The organism is Nocardioides sp. SLBN-35 (genome assembly GCF_006715725.1).
Lineage (GTDB): Bacteria > Actinomycetota > Actinomycetes > Propionibacteriales > Nocardioidaceae > Nocardioides.
Genome location: NZ_VFNU01000001.1, coordinates 5056592 through 5073847, shown reverse-complemented (window position 1 = coordinate 5073847; position 17256 = coordinate 5056592). Strand labels below are relative to the sequence as shown.

Sequence of the window (17256 nt, the reverse complement as noted above, 5' to 3'; positions counted from 1 at the left end):
TGGATCCTCGCGCCGATCATGGTGCTGGCCGCGCTCGGCATCCTGTTCGTGCGCAAGGCCGTCCACGCGGCGCTGCTGCTGGCGGTCGTGATGATCAGCCTCGCGGTGCTGTACGCCGTCCTCGAGGCGCCGTTCCTGTTCGCGGTCCAGATCATCGTCTACACCGGCGCGATCCTGATGCTGTTCCTCTTCGTGCTGATGCTGGTCGGCGTCGACGCCTCCGACTCCACGGTCGAGACGATCAAGGGCCAGCGGCCGCTGGCCTGGCTGGTCGGCCTGGCCTTCGTCGTGGTGATGGTGGTCGCGCTGACCCAGCTCACCTTCGGCACCGCGGTCGGCCTCGACGAGGCCAACGCCGGTGGCAACGTCCAGGCGCTGGCCGACCTGCTGTTCTCCCGCTACGTGTTCATCTTCGAGGCCACCAGCGCCCTGCTCATCACCGCCGCCGTCGGCGCGATGGTGCTGGCCCACCGCGAGCGGCTCACCCCGAAGCGCACCCAGGCGAGCATCGCCGCCGACAAGGTCCGGGCGTACGCCGAGAGCGGCGCCCACCTCGGCCCGCTGCCGCCACCGGGCGTCTACGCCCGCCACAACGCGGTCGACACCCCGGCCCTGCTGCCCGACGGCAGCCCGGCGCCCGCGTCTGTCTCCCGGGTCCTCGCGGCCCGCGGCACCATGCAGAAGGCCGGCCTCAAGGACATCGAGGTGATCAAGGACCAGCTCGGCGTCGATCCCACGGAGAAGCCTGAGACGGCGGGCAAGAGCGCTGCGACCGGCTCGAGTGAGGAGAACGAGGCGTGACCGAATACGTGGTGCTCAGCGCCATCCTGTTCACGATCGGGTCGATCGGGGTGCTCACCCGCCGCAACGCGATCGTCGTGTTCATGTGCGTCGAGCTGATGCTCAACGCCTGCAACCTCGCGTTCGTCGCCTTCGCCCGCCAGCACGGCAACCTCGACGGCCAGATCGCCGCCTTCTTCGTGATGGTGGTGGCCGCGGCCGAGGTCGTGGTCGGGCTCGCGATCATCATGACCATCTTCCGGACCCGTCGCTCGGCCTCGGTCGACGACGCGAGCCTGCTGAAGTTCTGAGGACGAGATGATGCACGCACTCACCGCGCTGACCCTCAAGGCCAGCGAGACGCACATCCCCGTGGTCTCGCCGACCGACGCCGACGGACCCTTCACCCTGTTGTGGCTGATCATCGCGCTGCCGCTGCTCGGCGCCGCGATCCTGCTGCTCGGCGGCCGCTACACCGACAAGTGGGGCCACCTGCTCGGTACGGCGACCGCGGCCACCTCCTTCGTGATCAGCCTCGTTCTGTTCGTGAGCCTGCTCGGGCGCGAGGAGGGCGACCGCCAGGTCGCGCAGCACCTCTACGACTGGATCGACTCCGGTCGGCTGCACATCGGCATGGACCTGCTCTACGACCCGCTGTCGGCGCTCTTCCTGCTGCTGATCACCGGCGTCGGCTCGCTGATCCACGTCTACTCGATCGGCTACATGGCCCACGACCCGCGCCGGCGCCGGTTCTTCGCCTACCTGAACCTCTTCGTCGCGGCCATGCTCATGCTGGTCCTTTCGGAGAACTACGTGGGCCTGTTCCTGGGCTGGGAGGGCGTCGGCCTCGCGTCGTACCTCCTCATCGGGTTCTGGCAGCACAAGCCGTCGGCGGCCGCCGCGGCCAAGAAGGCGTTCGTCATCAACCGGGTCGGCGACGTGGGCATGGGCCTGGCGATCTTCTTGATGATCGTCACGTTCGGCACCGCGAGCTTCAGCGGCGTCAGCGCCCTGGCCGGCAGCGCCACCGAGACCACGCTCAACTGGATCGGCGTGCTGCTGCTCGTCGGCGCCTGCGGCAAGTCGGCCCAGGTCCCGCTCCAGGCCTGGCTCCTCGACGCGATGGAGGGCCCGACCCCGGTCTCGGCCCTCATCCACGCGGCGACCATGGTCACCGCCGGCGTCTACCTGATCACCCGCTCCAACTTCGTCTTCGAGCTCGCGCCGACCGCCCAGACCGCGGTGGTCATCGTGGCGACGGTGACGCTGCTGTGGGGCGCGATCATCGGATGCGCGAAGGACGACATCAAGAAGGGTCTCGCTGGCTCCACGATGAGCCAGATCGGCTACATGATGCTCGGTGCCGGCCTCGGCGTCGCGGGCTACGCGTTCGCGATCTTCCACCTGCTGACCCACGGCTTCTTCAAGGCCAACATGTTCCTCGGGGCCGGCTCGGTGATGCACGCGATGGACGACGACGTCGACATGCGCCACTACGGCGCGCTGCAGAAGGCGCTGCCCATCACGTTCGCGACCTTCGCCCTCGGCTTCCTCGCCATCATCGGCATCCCGCCGTTCGCCGGCTTCTGGTCGAAGGACAAGATCATCGAGGTCGCGCTGACCGAGAACCCGGTCGTCGGTATCTGCGCGCTGCTCGGTGCCGGCATCACCGGCTTCTACATGACGCGGATGATGCTGATGACCTTCTTCACCAAGAAGCGCTGGGAGAAGGACGTCCACCCCCACGAGAGCCCGCTCGTGATGACCATTCCGCTGATGGTGCTGGCCGCGCTCTCCGCGCTCGGCGGCCTGATGCTCGCCGGCAACTGGATCGTCGACTTCCTCGGCCCGGTCGTCGGCCACGCCGAGCACGAGGAGCCGCCGCTGCCGGTCATCGTGCTCACCCTGATCACGATCGCCGTGGTCGCCGTCGGTGTGGCACTGGCCTGGGTGCTGGTCGGCCAGCGCGACGTCCCGCGCACCGCGCCGGCCGACGTCTCGTTCGCCACGAGGGCCGCCCGCGCCGACCTCTACGGCGACGCGATCAACGAGGGCCTGGTCGTCAACCCGGGCCGCGCCACGGTGCGCGCGCTCACCGACGGTGACCGCACCCTCGTCGACGGGCTCTTCATGGGCGGCACGACGGTCCTCGCCGGCACCGGTGAGCTGCTCCGGCGGCTCCAGAACGGCTACGTCCGGTCCTACGCCCTCGGCATCCTCGGCGGCGCACTGCTCCTCGTCCTGACCCTGGTGGTGGTGAACTGATGTTGCTCAGCCTGCTCGTCTGGCTGCCGGTCGCCGGTGCGGTCGCCGTCGCGTTCCTCCCGCGCACGGTCAGCAAGACCGCCGGCCTCGGCGTCGCGCTGGCGACGCTGGTCGTCGGCGTGGTCGTCGCGGCGTCGTACGACGCCGACGGCGGCCGCCAGCTGAAGGAGGAGCACGAGTGGATCGAGGCGTTCGGGGTGCACTACGCCCTCGGCGTCGACGGTCTCGGCCTGCTGCTGGTCCTGCTGACGGTCCTCCTGGTCCCGCTGGTGCTCGGCGCGGAGTGGTTCAAGGCCGACGCCGCGGGCTCGGCCGGCGCCCGCGCGTTCGTCGCCTGGACGCTGGCGCTCGAGGGCCTCTCGCTCGCGGTGTTCTGCGCGACCGACGTGTTCCTCTTCTACGTGGTCTTCGAGGCGACGCTGATCCCGGCGTACTTCCTGGTCGGCGGCTTCGGCCGCGAGGGCCGGGGCGCGGCGGCGCTGAAGTTCCTGATGTTCCAGCTCGCGGGCGGCCTGATCCTGCTCGCCGCGGTGATCGGGCTCTACGTCGTCTCCGCCCAGCAGGGCGAGCCGTCGTACCTCCTCGCCGACCTCGAGAAGCTCGACATCGGCACCGAGGCCGGCCGCTGGCTGTTCTTCGGCTTCTTCATCGCCTTCGCGATCAAGGCGCCGTTGTTCCCGCTGCACACCTGGCTGGCCGACACCACCGAGAAGGCGACGCCCGGCACCGGCGTGCTGCTGGTCTGCATCCTCGACAAGATCGGCACCTTCGGGATGATGAGGTTCTGCCTCGGCATCTTCCCGGAGGCCTCGCAGTGGGCGACCCCGCTGGTCATCACGCTGGCGCTGATCTCCGTGGTCTACGGCGCGTTCATCGCGATCGGCCAGGACGACATCTTCCGCCTGATCGGCCTCACCTCGCTGAGCCACTTCGGCCTGATCACGCTGGGCGTCTTCACGATGACCAGCCAGGGTGGCACCGGCGCGATCCTCTACATGGTCAACCATGGCCTCGGCACCGCCGCGCTGTTCCTGGTCGCGGGCTACCTCTACGACCGCAGCGGCACGTCCTCGATCCGCGAGATGCGCGGCGTCGAGAAGGTCGCGCCGGTCCTGGCCGGGCTGCTGCTCGTCGCCGGCCTGGCCACGCTCGGCCTGCCGGGCCTCTCGCCGTTCGTCAGCGAGTTCCTCGTGTTCGTGGCGGCCTTCGACTACGGGTGGTACGTCGGCGCGATCGCGGTGACCGCGGTGGTGCTGTCCGCGATCTACGTGCTGTGGATGTACCAGCGCACGATGACCGGCCCCACGCCGCCCGAGGTCGAGGGCACCAAGGACCTCGGCGTGCGCGAGATCGTCGCCGTCGCCCCGCTCATGGCCGCGCTGGTGTTCTTCGGGTTCTATCCCGCACCGCTGCTCGACGTGAGCAACCCGATGGTGGGTGACCTGATGCACCAGATGGGGATCCAGGACGACCAGCCGACGGTCGTGCAGACGGAGGAGGCGCACTGATGGAGTTCGTGAAGCCCGAGCTCGAGTACGCCGAGCTGCTGCCGATCCTCATCGTCCTCGGCGGCGCCTGCGTCGGCGTAGCGCTGGAGGCCTTCCTGCCGCGCGGCACCCGCCGCCTGCCCCAGGTCGGCCTCGCCGCGGTCACCGTGATCGCCGCCCTGGTGGCCACCGTCGTCGTCGGCATGGACCTCGACACCCACAAGGGCGCCGACGGCGCCGAGGGACGGGGCCTGGTCGGCGCGATGGGCAGCGTCGTGGTCGACGGCCCCACCGTCTACCTGTGGGGCCTGCTCCTCGTCTTCGCCCTCGGTGGCGTCGCGCTCTTCGCCGAGCAGCGACTCGAGGGCGGCGTCTCGGCCTTCACCGGCCAGGCGGCCGCACTGCCCGGCACCGAGAGCGAGCGCGAGGCCTCGACCCGCGGCCTGGAGCACACCGAGGTCTACCCGCTGCTCCTGTTCGCCGTCAGCGGCATGCTGCTCTTCCCGGCCTCCGGCGACCTGCTCACCATGTTCGTGGCCCTGGAGATCCTCTCCCTGCCGCTCTACCTGCTCTGCGGCCTGGCACGCCGTCGCCGCCTGCTGAGTCAGGAGGCCGCGATGAAGTACTTCCTCCTCGGCGCCTTCGCCTCCGGCTTCTTCCTGTACGGCGCCGCGATGGTCTACGGCTACGCGGGTTCGGTCTCCTTCGCCGGCATCAACGAGGCGGTCCGCGCCGGCACGGCCAACCACGGCCTGCTGCTCGCCGGCATCGGCCTGCTCGCGGTCGGCCTGCTCTTCAAGATCGGCGCCGCGCCCTTCCAGGCCTGGACCCCCGACGTCTACCAGGGCGCGCCCACCGCGGTGACCGCGTTCATGGCCGCCGGCACCAAGGTCGCCGCCTTCGGCGCCCTGCTGCGCCTGCTGTACGTCGCCTTCGGCGGCGAGCGCTGGAGCTGGCAGCCGATGCTGTGGGTGATCGCGATCGCCTCGATGGTCCTCGGCGCGGTGCTGGCCATCGTCCAGAACGACGTCAAGCGGATGCTGGCCTACTCCTCGGTCGCCCACACCGGCTTCATCCTGGTCGGCGTGCTGGGCGTGCAGAGCGCCGGCGAGCTCGCCAAGGGCCAGTACACCTCGCTCGAGGGCGTGCTCTTCTACCTGACCACCTACGGCTTTGCCATGATCGGCGCATTCGCGATCGTGACGCTGGTCCGCGACGCGGGCGGCGAGGCGACGGCGTACGAGCGCTGGGCCGGCCTGGGCCGGACCTCCCCGCTGGTGGCAGGCGCGTTCGCGTTCTTCCTGCTCTCGATGGCCGGGATCCCGCTCACCGCCGGCTTCATCGGCAAGTGGGCCGTGTTCACCTCGGCGCTGTCTGCGGGGGCCTGGCCCGTGGTGCTGGTGGCGATCGCGTGCAGCATCCTGGCGATCACGTTCTACGTGCGGCACATCCGGCTGATGTTCTTCACCGAGCCCAGTGCCGACGGCGCGGGTGTGGTCACCAGGTCCTCGCTGCTGACCTCCGGCACCATCGCGGTGTGCCTGGTCGCGACCCTGGTCCTGGGCGTCGTGCCGGGCCCGGTTCTCGATCTCGTGACCCGTACGGGAGACTTCATCAGGTGAACACACCTGGGGCCGAGCTTGCGCTGCCGATCGACGACACCGAACTCGCCGACCGCCTGCGGGCGCGGATGGCGACGGTCGAGGAGGCCCTCTACGGCCACGCGTCCAGCCGCGCGCCGTACGTCACCGAGGCGGCGCGCCACCTGCTCGCCGCCGGCGGCAAGCGGTTCCGCCCGCTCCTGGTCCTGCTGGCCGCCGAGGCCGGCCCGCGCCCGGACGCCGACGAGGTGCTCACCGCGGCCTGTGTCGTGGAGATCACCCACGTCGGCTCGCTCTACCACGACGACGTCATGGACGAGGCCGCGCTGCGCCGCGGCGAGGACTCGGCCAACGCCCGCTACGACAACCTGGTCGCGATCCTCACTGGCGACTGGCTGTTCGCGAAGTCCTCGGAGCTGACCGCCGAGCTGGGCCCGGACGCCGTACGCATCCAGGCGGAGACGTTCACCCGCCTCGTCGAGGGCCAGATCCTCGAGACCGTGAAGCCGGGCCCCGACGAGGACGCCCTGGCCCACTACCTCGAGGTCGTCGCCGGCAAGACCGGCTCCCTGATCGCGACCTCGGCCCACTACGGCGCCCTGTTCTCCGGCGCGGACCCGGCGGTGGTCGAGGCGCTGACGGCGTACGGCGAGCTCGTCGGCACCGCCTTCCAGCTCTCCGACGACATCCTCGACATCGCCTCCGAGAGCGAGGAGTCGGGCAAGACCCCCGGCACCGACCTCAAGGAGGGCGTGCCCACCCTGCCGGTGCTCCTGGCCCGCGCCTCCACCGACCCGGCCGACGCACGCCTGCTCGAGCTGCTCGACCCGTCGCGATCCGACCTCGCCGGCGACGCGCAGCTGCACGCCGAGGCGCTCGACCTGCTCCGCAAGCACCCCGCGATGGGCCAGGCGCAGGCGTACGTCGTCGCGCGCGCCCAGGAGGCCAAGGAGCTGCTCCGGGCGCTGCCCGAGGGCTCGGTCCGCACCGCGCTCGAGGCGTTCGCCGACGTCGTTGCGGTCCGCTCCGCCTGACGCACGCGCGGAGTGATCGGCAGCACCTGTCACGGGTTCGGCCGAACCGTGGTGGCGCGGGCTCGTTGAATGCCAGTAAGTCAGTTAACTTTTCTGGCGTCTCGTGCGGCGGCGACGTGCACCCCGTCCGCCGCCGCACGAGGCCTCGGGCGCTTGTAACTACGCGTTACTGCACGAATTTCGGTGCTCTAACGCCCGGGTACTAGCAAGAGTGCCGAGGTAGATGCGGCGGGTCGACGGCGACCCAGGCGGGCACTGAGCCGTTGCCGCAGTCGGTGCCCGCACCTGACTACCCGGGCGTTATGGCACCTACCTCGGTGCTCTGGCGGCTGTTTTCGTGCTGTAACCCTTAGTTACAAGCGGCTCAGACCGCGCAGGCCTCGGCGGCCGCCGCGAGCTGGCGGCGGTGGTGGCGCAGCGCCTCGGCGGTGAGCACGACCAGCGCCAGCCACACCAGCGCGAACCCGATCCAGCGGCCGGCGGGCATGTGCTCGCCGAGCAGGGTGACGCCGAGGGCGAACTGGATCGACGGGGTGAGGTACTGCAGCAGGCCCAGGGTCGTCATCGAGACCCGGGTGGCCGCGCCACCGAAGCAGAGCAGGGGGATGGCGGTGACGACTCCGCTCGCGACGAGCAGGAAGACGTGGCCGGGGCCCTCACCGGCGAAGTGGGCGCGGCCGCTGGCGCCGAGCCAGACCAGGTAGCCGAGGGCGAAGGGGGCGATCACGGCGGTCTCGAAGGCGAGGCTCTCGATCGCGCCGACGCCGGCGGACTTCTTGGCGAGGCCGTACGTGCCGAACGATAAGGCGAGGACGAGCGCGATGACAGGCGGCCGGCCGTAGTCGACGGTGAGGAGCACGACGGCGGCGAACCCGATGGCCAGGGCGGTCCATTGCACGGGCCGGAGACGCTCGCCGAGGACGAGCACGCCCATCAGCACGGTGACCAGCGGGTTGATGAAGTAGCCGAGGGAGGTCTCGACGACGCGCTCGCTGTTGACGCCGTAGATGTAGGTGCCCCAGTTGGCCGTGATGGTGGCGGCGGCGACCACGAGCAGGAGCGTCGTGCGACGATCGCGGAGCACGTCACGCAGCGCGCCCAGCCGCCGCAGCGCGACGACGAGCACGCCCATAGCGACCAACGACCAGACCATGCGGTGGGCGAGGATCTCGACGGCGCCGCTGGGTTTGAGCAGGGGCCAGTACAGGGGAAACGCACCCCACATCAGGTACGCGAGGAACCCGAGGACGAAGCCACGGCGCTGGTCCGACACACTGGGACCTTAGCGACGTGTTGCCACGACCCGCGGGGCCGGTGGTTTCAGGTCGTGTCCAGGTGGGCACGAAGGCCGTGTCCACGAACGATCCCGATCTCGAGGGGGAGTCCCTGATGCGATTCACTCGCACGATCTCTGTCCTGGTCGCGGCCTTCACCGCCGCGCTCCTCGGCCTGACGCTGGCGCCGACCGGTGCCCAGGCCGCCGATTCGATCCAGGTCCAGCCGGCGACCAGCAAGGTCGTCGCCGCCAAGGGCGTCACGCCGCGCGCTGTCGGCATCGGCGACTGCGGCCCCAACCCGCCGAACTGCTACGGCAAGCGCCTGTGGGCCAAGTTCGCGACCAACCCGCTCGCGCCGGGCGTCAAGATCAAGGTCTACGTCAAGCGCAGCGGCAAGTGGGTCCGGGTCGCCAAGGTCAAGACCAAGGCCAGCGGCCTGACCAAGAAGGTCTTCGTCAAGGCCGAGCGTCGCAAGACCACCCGCTACAAGGTCGTCGCCAAGGGTGACGCCGTCTACGCCAAGGCGATCTTCAAGTTCAAGGTCTACCCGCGCAGCTGACGGACCCCGTCCCGCGCAACGCAACGCGCCGCCGAGCTCAGCTCGGCGGCGCGTTGCGATTTCGTACGTCGGGGGACCGGGTCAGTCGATGGTCCAGGTGTCGCCCGCGTTGATGAGGGCGGTGAGCCGCTCCTCGGGGCTGCCCTGCGCTGCCGCGGCCTCGCTGGCGGTGGCGACCTGGGCACGGGCCTGGTCGTCGTACGTCGGGCGCTCGACCTGGCGGAAGATGCCGATCGGGCTCCGGTTGAGGTAGCCCGCGTCGGTGAGCCGCGAGATCGCGAACGCGGTCGACGGGTCGGGGCTCTGCGCGTCGTGGACGATGATCGCCTCGGTCGCCACGGACGCGGTGTCGGCGACCTCGACGCCGCCACCGGCGCCGCGCACCAGCGCCTTGTCGCCCAGGCCCGTGGCCTCGTCCCGCACGCCGAAGGTGATCGGCTCGCCGTGGGTGAGCGGGATCAGGGCGTGCGCGTTGTCGCGGTCCTTGATCGCGTCGAACGCGCCGTCGTTGAAGATCGGGCAGTTCTGGTAGATCTCGACGAGGCTGGTGCCGCGGTGCGCGGCTGCGGCGGCGAGGACGGCGGTGAGGTGCTTGCGGTCGGAGTCGATGGTGCGGGCCACGAAGGTGGCTTCGGCGCCGAGGGCGAGCGAGACCGGGTTGAAGGGGTGGTCGAGCGAGCCGACGGGGGTGGACTTGGTGACCTTGCCGACTTCGCTGGTGGGGGAGTACTGGCCCTTGGTGAGGCCGTAGATGCGGTTGTTGAACAGCAGGATCGTCATGTTGACGTTGCGGCGCAGGGCGTGGATGAGGTGGTTGCCGCCGATGGAGAGTGCGTCGCCGTCGCCGGTGACGACCCAGACCGAGAGGTCCTCGCGGGCGGTGGCGATGCCGGTCGCGATGGAGGGTGCGCGGCCGTGGATCGAGTGCATGCCGTAGGTGTCGAGGTAGTAGGGGAAGCGCGAGCTGCAGCCGATGCCGGAGACGAAGACGATGTTCTCGCGTCGTAGTCCGAGGTCGGGCAGGAAGGACTGGACGGCCTTGAGGACGGCGTAGTCGCCGCAGCCGGGGCACCAGCGGACCTCCTGGTCGCTGGAGAAGTCCTTCGCGGTCTGGGTCTCGCCCTCGGCCAGGGTGGGGACGAGCGCGGTGCCCAGGCTGGGCATGGGGAGATCGATGGTGCTCATCGGACCGGAGCCTCCTCGTGGTCGGCAGGAAGGTTGAGGCCGTGCTCGCCGAGGTCGACCTCGCGACCCTCGGCGTCGCCGACCAGGACGCCGATGGCCTCGGCCAGCTCGGCGGCCTTGAGCGGCAGGCCGTAGACGTGGTTGTAGCCCTGGGCGTCGACGAGGTACTCCGCGCGCAGCATCTTGGAGAGCTGGCCGAGGTTCATCTCGGGGACGAGGACCTTGTCGTAGCCCTTCAGGATCTCGCCGAGGTCCTTGGGGAACGGGTTGAGGTGGCGCAGGTGGACCTGTGCGACGTTGTAGCCGGCGCGGCGGACGCGGCGGCAGGCGGCACCGATCGGGCCGTAGGTCGAGCCCCAGCCGATCACCAGGACCTTCGCCTCGTCCGAGGGGTCGTCGACCTCGAGCGGCGGCAGGGAGTCGGCGATGCGCTGGATCTTCTCCTGGCGCAGCCGGACCATCTGGTCGTGGTTGGCCGGGTCGTAGGAGATGTTGCCGTGGCCGGTCTGAGGCGTGCCGGCCTTCTCGAGGCCGCCGATGCGGTGCTCGAGGCCGGCGGTGCCGGGGATGGCCCACGGGCGCGCCAGGGTGTCCTTGTCGCGGGCGTAGGGCCAGAACTCCTCGACCTGCTCGCCCTTGGCGTTGGTGGAGGTGTGGTTGGGCTCGGTGGCGAAGTTCGCCTCGATCTTCGGCAGCTCGTCGATCGACGGGATCGCCCACGGCTCGGAGCCGTTGGCGAGGTAGCCGTCGGAGAGCAGGAAGACAGGAGTGCGGTAGGTGATCGCGATCCGGGCGGCCTCGACCGCGGCGGCGAAGCAGTCGCCGGGCGACTGCGGCGCAACGATCGGGACCGGCGCTTCGCCGTTGCGGCCGTACATCGCCTGCAGCAGGTCGGCCTGCTCGGTCTTGGTCGGCAGGCCGGTGCTCGGCCCACCACGCTGGACGTTGACGACGACCAGCGGCAGCTCGGTCATCACGGCCAGGCCGATCGCCTCGGACTTGAGCGCGATGCCCGGGCCCGAGGTGGTGGTGATCGCGAGCTGGCCGGCGAAGGAGGCGCCGATCGCGGCGCCGATGCCGGCGATCTCGTCCTCGGCCTGCAGCGTGGTCACGCCGAACGCCTTGTGCTTCGACAGCTCGTGGAGGATGTCGGAGGCGGGGGTGATCGGGTACGAGCCGAGGAACACCGGCAGCTCGGAGCGCACGCCGGCGGCGACCAGGCCGTAGGACAGGGCCAGGTTGCCGGTGATGTTGCGGTAGGTCCCGGCGTGCATGCGGGCCGGCTTGATCTCGTACTGGACGACGAAGGTCTCGGTGGTCTCGCCGTAGTTCCAGCCGGCCTTGAAGGCCGCGATGTTGGCGCCGAGGATGTCGGGGACCTTGGCGAACTTCTTCTCGAGGAACGCGATGGTCGGCTCGGTCGGGCGGCCGTACATCCAGGACAGCAGGCCCAGCGCGAACATGTTCTTGGCGCGGGCGGCGTCCTTGCGGGACAGGCCGAACTCCTTGACCGCCTCCACGGTGATGCCGGTCAGGTCGACCGGCTGGACCTGGAAGCCGGCGAGGAGGTCGTCGACCTCGCCCAGCTTGTCGAGCGGGTTGGAGGTGTAGCCCGCCTTGTCGAGGTTGCGCTTGGAGAAGTCGTGCGTGTCGACGATGATCGTCGCCCCGCGCGGCAGGTCGCCCAGGTTGGCCTTGAGGGCGGCCGGGTTCATCGCGACCAGTACGTCGGGCCGGTCGCCCGCGGTGAGGATGTCGTGGTCGGCGAAGTGGATCTGGAACGACGAGACACCGGGGATGGTGCCCTGGGGCGCCCGGATCTCGGCGGGGAAGTTGGGCAGCGTCACCAGGTCGTTGCCGAACACGGCCGACTCCTGGGTGAACCGGTCACCGGTCAGCTGCATGCCGTCACCGGAGTCACCGGCGAACCGGATGATGACCCGGTCCAGCTGCTTGACCTGCTTGGTCTGGCTCACACCTGCTCCACTTCTCTCGACATCGACGTCGGCCGTGGGGAAGCGGCGACGGCGTCAGGTGGGTCGATTCTAGGTTCAAACTAGAACACGTTCCACCTTTCGGTGAATGTCTTTCGTCGTCCCCTGCGGCCGGCGTGCGGCGCGGTTCTCGAAAACTCCTCACCACGATAGTCCGCCCTGCTCACGCGCTCGGCCCCGTGCCGCCTGATGGGCCGTTCCGGGCGGCCAGGGGGCGTGTGACCTCCGTCATGTCGTCGATTTGTCTACGACCGAGTCGCTTAACTCACTAATGTGTATTATTCCGATCTAGTTTGATGGAACTGGCCACCCGAGAGGCCGGCCCGAGCAAGCAAGGAATGGGTGCGATGAAGCGAGTTCTCAAGGCTGCGGCCCTGGCGATGACCGGCGCTCTGGCGCTGACCGCCTGCGCCAGCGCCGACGGCGGCAGCGGCGACGACAAGGGCTCGACGGTCAACATCGTCGGGTTCGCCGTCCCGGAGGCCGGCAACAAGGCCGCCGCGGCGGAGTTCAACAAGACCGAGGCCGGCAAGGACGTCACGTTCTCCGGCTCCTACGGCCCGTCGGGCGACCAGAGCCGCAAGGTCGCGGACACCAAGGGCAAGGACGTCGACTACGTCGTCTTCTCGCTCGAGCCCGACATGACCCGCCTGGTCGACGCCGGCCTCGTGGCCGACGACTGGAATGCCGGCCCCAACAAGGGCATCGTCTCCGAGTCGGTCGCCGTGATCGCCACCCAGAAGGGCAACCCGCTCGGCATCGAGGACTGGGACGACCTGACCCGCGACGACGTCAAGATCGTCACGCCCGACCCGGCCAGCTCCGGCTCGGCGAAGTGGAACATCCTGGCGCTCTACACCTACGCCAAGCAGAACGGCGCGACCGAGGAGCAGGCGGACGCCTTCCTCGAGAAGGTCTTCAAGAACGTCACCACCTGGGCCGCCAGCGGCCGTGAGGCGACCGAGGCGTTCAAGAAGGGTGTCGGCAATGTGTTGCTCACCTACGAGAACGAGGCGATCCTGGCCCGCCAGAACGGCGAGGACCTGGACTACATCGTCCCGCCGCACACCTTCCTCATCGAGAACCCGGGCGCCGTGCTGGAGAAGTCCGACCCGGCCGCCAAGGACTGGCTGGACTTCGTCCTCAGCGACGCTGGCCAGACCGCGTTCGTGGAGAAGGGCTTCCGCCCCGTCGGCGACCTCGACATCTCCGGCATCCAGGTCGAGGGTGCGAACGACCCGGCCGACCCCTTCCCGGCCCCGGCCTCGCTGAGCACCGCTGCCGACCTCGGCGGTTGGAGCGCCATCAACGCGGAGTGGTTCGGCAAGGACGGTGAGAAGCTTCGCTTCGACAAGCTGTACGCCGAAGCGACCAAGCAGTGACCGACACACTCGTCGCACCCCCTGGGCCGGCTCGCACGACGAGCCGGCCCAGCGGGCTGTTCCGCCTCACCCCCGCCTCGGGGGTGGGCCTGGGCGTGGCACTGGTCTGGTTCAGCGTCCTCGTCCTGCTGCCGCTCGCGGCGGTCGTGGGGGCCGCTGCCGCCGGCGGCTGGGAGGCGTTCTGGAACACGCTGACCGACGCGCAGACCTTCGCCGCGCTGCGCCTGACGGTCCTCGAGGCCGCGGGCGTCACCGTCGTCAACGCCGTCATCGGCACCGTCGTCGCCTGGGTGCTGGTCCGCGACCAGTTCTTCGGCAAACGGATCCTCGACGTCGTCATCGACATCCCGTTCGCGCTGCCGACGATCGTCGCCGGCCTGGTCCTGCTCAGCCTTTGGGGCCCGGAGAGCCCGGTGGGGGTGAACATCGTGAACACCCGCCAGGGAATCTTCCTGGCGCTGCTCTTCGTCACGCTGCCCTTCGTCGTGCGCACGGTGCAGCCGGTGCTGCTCGAGCTCGACGCCGACGTCGAGGAGGCGGCGGCGTCGCTGGGCGCCTCGCGGCTCACCACCTTCCGCCGGGTCATCCTCCCGAGCCTGGTGCCGGCGATCGCGGCCGGCTCCTCGCTGGGCTTCGCGCGCGCGATCAGCGAGTTCGGCTCCCTGGTCCTCATCTCGGGCAACACGCCCTACGAGACCGAGGTCGCGTCGTTGAAGATCCTCAAGTTCCTCGAGGGGGACAACCAGGCCGGCGCGGCCGCGGTCGCCGTACTGCTGCTCGTCGTGGCGGTGCTGACGATCGTGGCCCTCGACGTCATCTCGCGGAGGGTGGCGCGCCGTGGCTGACACCCGACAGATCCGGGCCCGGCGCGGTCCGGTGGCCTACCTCCTGCGCACGCTGGTGATCGTCTACCTGGCGGTGCTGGTCATCTGGCCGCTCTACGAGGTCGGCAAGCAGACGTTCGCGCCGAGCAAGGTCGGTGCGGAGGGAGGCCTGTCCGCCTTCCTCGACCGGCTCAGCGACCCGTCGGTGACCTACGCCTTCAACCTCACCGGAACCGTCGCGTTCTGGGCGGTCCTGATCAACACCCTGTTCGGGGTGGGCATCTCGCTGCTCATCGTGCGCTACCAGTTCCCGGGCCGGCGCATCCTCTCGGTGCTCGTCGACCTGCCGATGTCGGTCTCGCCGGTGGTCGTCGGCCTCGCGCTGGTGCTGGCCTACAGCACCGGCAAGGGCTGGTTCGGTGAGGCACTCGAGTCGGTCGGCTTCTACGTCATCGGCACCACGCCGGGCCTGATCATGGCGACCGCCTTCGTCAGCCTGCCGCTGGTGATCCGGGAGATCGTGCCCGTGCTCGAGGAGATCGGCACCGACGCCGAGATGGCCGCCAGCAGCCTCGGGGCCAACGGCTGGCAGACCTTCCGGCGGATCACGCTGCCCAGCATCAAGTGGGCGGTCGTGTACGGCGTCGTGCTCAGCATGGCCCGCTCGCTCGGGGAGTTCGGCGCGGTCAAGATCGTCAGTCCCGGAGCCGAGTTCCGCGGCGAGACCGCCACCCTTCTCATCCAGAACCGTTACAACAACTACGAGGAGCCCACGGCGTACGCCGCCGCGTTCGTGCTCGTGCTCGCCTCCGTGCTGGCCCTCGTCGTCGTCTCCCTGATCCGCAAGGAGGATCACGCATGAGCATCGAAGTGAGGGGTGTCGGCAAGCGCTACGGCGACTTCGTCGCCCTCGAGGACATCAACGTCTCCCTGCCGACCGGCCAGCTGACCGCCCTGCTCGGGCCCAGCGGTGGTGGCAAGTCCACCCTGCTGCGCATCATCGCCGGCCTCGAGAGCGCCGACTCCGGCTCGGTCGAGATCGAGGGCACCGACGCCACGAGGCTGCCCCCGCAGAAGCGCAACGTCGGCTTCGTGTTCCAGCACTACGCCGTCTTCAAGCACATGACGGTCGCCAAGAACGTCGCCTTCGGCCTGGAGATCCGCAAGCGTCCCAAGGCCGAGGTGAAGGCGAAGGTCGCCGAGCTGCTCGAGCTCGTGCACCTCTCGCAGTTCGCGCACCGGCTGCCCTCCCAGCTCTCCGGTGGTCAGCGGCAGCGCCTCGCGCTGGCCCGCGCCCTCGCCGTCGAGCCCTCGGTGCTGCTGCTCGACGAGCCGTTCGGCGCCCTCGACGCGAAGGTCCGCAAGGAGCTGCGTGACTGGCTGCGCCGCCTGCACGACGAGGTCCACGTGACGACCGTGTTCGTGACCCACGACCAGGAGGAGGCCCTCGAGGTCGCCGACGAGATCGTGGTCATCAACGAGGGCCGGATCGAGCAGATCGGCAGCCCCGACCAGCTGTACGACGAGCCGGCCAACGACTTCGTCATGGGCTTCCTCGGCGCGGTGACCCGGCTCGGGCCGCTGGTCCTGCGGCCCCACGACATCGAGGTCGCGGTCGCGCCCGGCGTACCCGGCTCCTCGGCGGGCGTGGTCCAGCGCGCGCTGCGCGTCGGCTTCGAGGTGCGCCTCACCGTCGACGTCGAGGGGCAGGACGAGCCGGTCCTGGTCGTGCTCTCCCGCACCCACGCACGCGCGCTCGACCTGGAGCTCGGCAGCAGGGTCTGGCTGAGCCCGACGACCGGCGCGACGACGGTCCCGGTGCTCGGGGTTCCGCGGGAGGCGGTGGCCTCCGCCTGAGATGACCGGGCCGGCGCCAGCGCGCGTGCGTCGCGGCGCGTAGCAGGCGGCGTCGGCCCGGTCATCTCATAGTCTGGGCGCGTGAGCTATCTGCGGGCGACGCGGGTCCTGTGCTGGCTGCTCGGGATCGCGGTACTGGTGTCGGTCGTCCACTACGTCGACAACTACGTCAACTACGACGACTACCCGGTGCCGCCGGACGACGCGACCCTGCCGACCGTGACCAAGGCCCTGGTCGCGATCGGCTGGTTCGTCTTCACCGCGCTCGGGGCGGTCGGGCTGCTGCTGTGGTTCCGGCGCCACATCACCACCGCCGCGGTGTTCCTGACCGGCTACTCGCTCTCGGGGCTGATCGGCATCGGCCACTACACGGTCCCCGGCGCCACCGACATGGTCTGGTGGCGCCAGGCACACGTGGTCGCCGACATCGTGTGCGGCGCCGCTGTGTTCGGTTTCGCGCTCTGGGCGGCGAAGAACTCCGACGAGCTCATCCCTCCCGGCGCGAGGAAGCCTCCCGCTCCGCCCGCTGCCTGAGCCCCTCGGCGTGGCGGCGGAAGCCGTCGGCCACCCGGCCGGGACCGGCGAGGCGGACGAGTGGTCCGCTGAACTCCTCGACGGTGTCGTACGTCGTGGGCCCGCCCGGGTGCTGCGTGAGGCGCTGGTGACGCACCCCCCTGACCAGCCCGAGCCGCGCCGGCAGGCCCTCGTAGACGTAGGACATCAGCGCGGTCGTCGTACCGCTGACGGGGTCGGTGGTGGGGCCTTCCAGGGCGGTGATCCGCTCAGGTGAGCGGGTGCGGCGGCCGTTGGCCCACACGACGTGGAGCACGATCGGGTTGCCGACGGCGGCGGGCTGCGCGGTCTCGGCGCGCTCGACGAAGGGGTTCCACTCGCCGTAGCGCCCGGTGTCGGTCATGACGTCCCACACGACGGCGAGCGGGGCGTCGATGTCGATCTGCGCGGAGGGGTTCACGGGGTCATCATGGCCGAACCCGTGAACCCCTGCGCGCG

Annotated in this window: 16 protein-coding genes; 12 read left to right on the top strand and 4 right to left on the bottom strand. The window is 69.9% G+C overall.

What is annotated here, in order from left to right; all coding sequences use genetic code 11:
- Positions 1-18: 18 nt before the first annotated feature.
- The 6 genes from FBY23_RS24370 (at position 19) to FBY23_RS24345 (ending at position 7167) form a co-directional block, all read left to right on the top strand.
- Positions 19-801, top strand: a complete 783-nt coding sequence (locus FBY23_RS24370) for an NADH-quinone oxidoreductase subunit J (RefSeq protein WP_260806605.1) — start codon at positions 19-21, stop codon at positions 799-801.
- On the top strand, positions 798-1091 hold the full coding sequence (nuoK, locus tag FBY23_RS24365) for an NADH-quinone oxidoreductase subunit NuoK (RefSeq protein ID WP_141800503.1): 294 nt from the start codon (positions 798-800) through the stop codon (positions 1089-1091). Before FBY23_RS24370 ends, nuoK begins: the two co-directional genes overlap by 4 nt.
- A 10-nt stretch (positions 1092-1101) precedes the next feature.
- Positions 1102-3045, top strand: coding sequence for an NADH-quinone oxidoreductase subunit L (gene nuoL, locus FBY23_RS24360; protein ID WP_141800502.1), 1944 nt, complete (start codon positions 1102-1104; stop codon positions 3043-3045).
- Positions 3045-4553: an NADH-quinone oxidoreductase subunit M gene (locus FBY23_RS24355; protein WP_141800501.1), complete on the top strand. Its 1509-nt coding sequence runs from the start codon at positions 3045-3047 to the stop codon at positions 4551-4553. Before nuoL ends, FBY23_RS24355 begins: the two co-directional genes overlap by 1 nt.
- On the top strand, positions 4553-6154 hold the full coding sequence (nuoN, locus tag FBY23_RS24350; protein ID WP_141800500.1) for an NADH-quinone oxidoreductase subunit NuoN: 1602 nt from the start codon (positions 4553-4555) through the stop codon (positions 6152-6154). Before FBY23_RS24355 ends, nuoN begins: the two co-directional genes overlap by 1 nt.
- Before the next feature lie 68 nt (positions 6155-6222).
- Complete coding sequence (locus tag FBY23_RS24345; protein WP_141801253.1) at positions 6223-7167, top strand: polyprenyl synthetase family protein; 945 nt, start codon at positions 6223-6225, stop codon at positions 7165-7167.
- A 364-nt stretch (positions 7168-7531) separates the two neighbouring features.
- On the opposite strand, the gene rarD is transcribed toward FBY23_RS24345, so the two are convergent.
- On the bottom strand, positions 7532-8440 hold the full coding sequence (rarD, locus tag FBY23_RS24340; protein ID WP_174245242.1) for an EamA family transporter RarD: 909 nt from the start codon (positions 8438-8440) through the stop codon (positions 7532-7534).
- Positions 8441-8556: 116 nt separating this feature from the next.
- On the opposite strand from rarD, the gene FBY23_RS24335 reads away from it, so the two are divergent.
- Positions 8557-9003 carry a hypothetical protein gene (locus FBY23_RS24335; RefSeq protein WP_141800499.1) on the top strand — a complete coding sequence of 149 codons (447 nt, stop codon included), beginning with the start codon at positions 8557-8559 and terminating at the stop codon, positions 9001-9003.
- A gap of 81 nt (positions 9004-9084) precedes the next feature.
- Here the strand turns inward: FBY23_RS24335 and FBY23_RS24330 are convergent, their stop codons facing one another.
- Both FBY23_RS24330 and FBY23_RS24325 read right to left on the bottom strand, forming a co-directional pair.
- A complete protein-coding gene (locus FBY23_RS24330) occupies positions 9085-10167 on the bottom strand; it encodes a 2-oxoacid:ferredoxin oxidoreductase subunit beta (RefSeq protein ID WP_260806604.1) in 1083 nt (360 codons plus the stop codon).
- 17 nt (positions 10168-10184) lie between these two features.
- Entirely contained in the window at positions 10185-12164 is a 1980-nt protein-coding gene (locus tag FBY23_RS24325; RefSeq protein ID WP_141800497.1) for a 2-oxoacid:acceptor oxidoreductase subunit alpha, read from the bottom strand.
- Positions 12165-12529: 365 nt separating this feature from the next.
- Here FBY23_RS24325 and FBY23_RS24320 point away from each other — a divergent pair, with 365 nt between their 5' ends.
- From FBY23_RS24320 to FBY23_RS24300, 5 genes are all read left to right on the top strand, one after another.
- Positions 12530-13564 carry an extracellular solute-binding protein gene (locus FBY23_RS24320; RefSeq protein ID WP_141800496.1) on the top strand — a complete coding sequence of 345 codons (1035 nt, stop codon included), beginning with the start codon at positions 12530-12532 and terminating at the stop codon, positions 13562-13564.
- The gene (gene cysT, locus FBY23_RS24315) at positions 13561-14409 is read left to right on the top strand and encodes a sulfate ABC transporter permease subunit CysT (RefSeq protein ID WP_141800495.1); all 849 of its coding nucleotides are present in this window, start codon (positions 13561-13563) and stop codon (positions 14407-14409) included. Before FBY23_RS24320 ends, cysT begins: the two co-directional genes overlap by 4 nt.
- Complete coding sequence (locus tag FBY23_RS24310) at positions 14402-15250, top strand: sulfate ABC transporter permease (protein WP_141800494.1); 849 nt, start codon at positions 14402-14404, stop codon at positions 15248-15250. Before cysT ends, FBY23_RS24310 begins: the two co-directional genes overlap by 8 nt.
- Positions 15247-16245, top strand: a complete 999-nt coding sequence (locus tag FBY23_RS24305) for a sulfate/molybdate ABC transporter ATP-binding protein (protein ID WP_141800493.1) — start codon at positions 15247-15249, stop codon at positions 16243-16245. The genes FBY23_RS24310 and FBY23_RS24305 overlap by 4 nt, the downstream gene beginning before the upstream one ends.
- A gap of 81 nt (positions 16246-16326) precedes the next feature.
- On the top strand, positions 16327-16779 hold the full coding sequence (locus tag FBY23_RS24300; protein WP_141800492.1) for a hypothetical protein: 453 nt from the start codon (positions 16327-16329) through the stop codon (positions 16777-16779).
- Here FBY23_RS24300 and FBY23_RS24295 read toward each other — a convergent pair.
- On the bottom strand, positions 16733-17218 hold the full coding sequence (locus tag FBY23_RS24295; protein WP_160158360.1) for an SRPBCC domain-containing protein: 486 nt from the start codon (positions 17216-17218) through the stop codon (positions 16733-16735). The two genes, FBY23_RS24300 and FBY23_RS24295, sit on opposite strands and share 47 nt — an antisense overlap.
- Between the last annotated feature and the right edge of the window lie 38 nt (positions 17219-17256).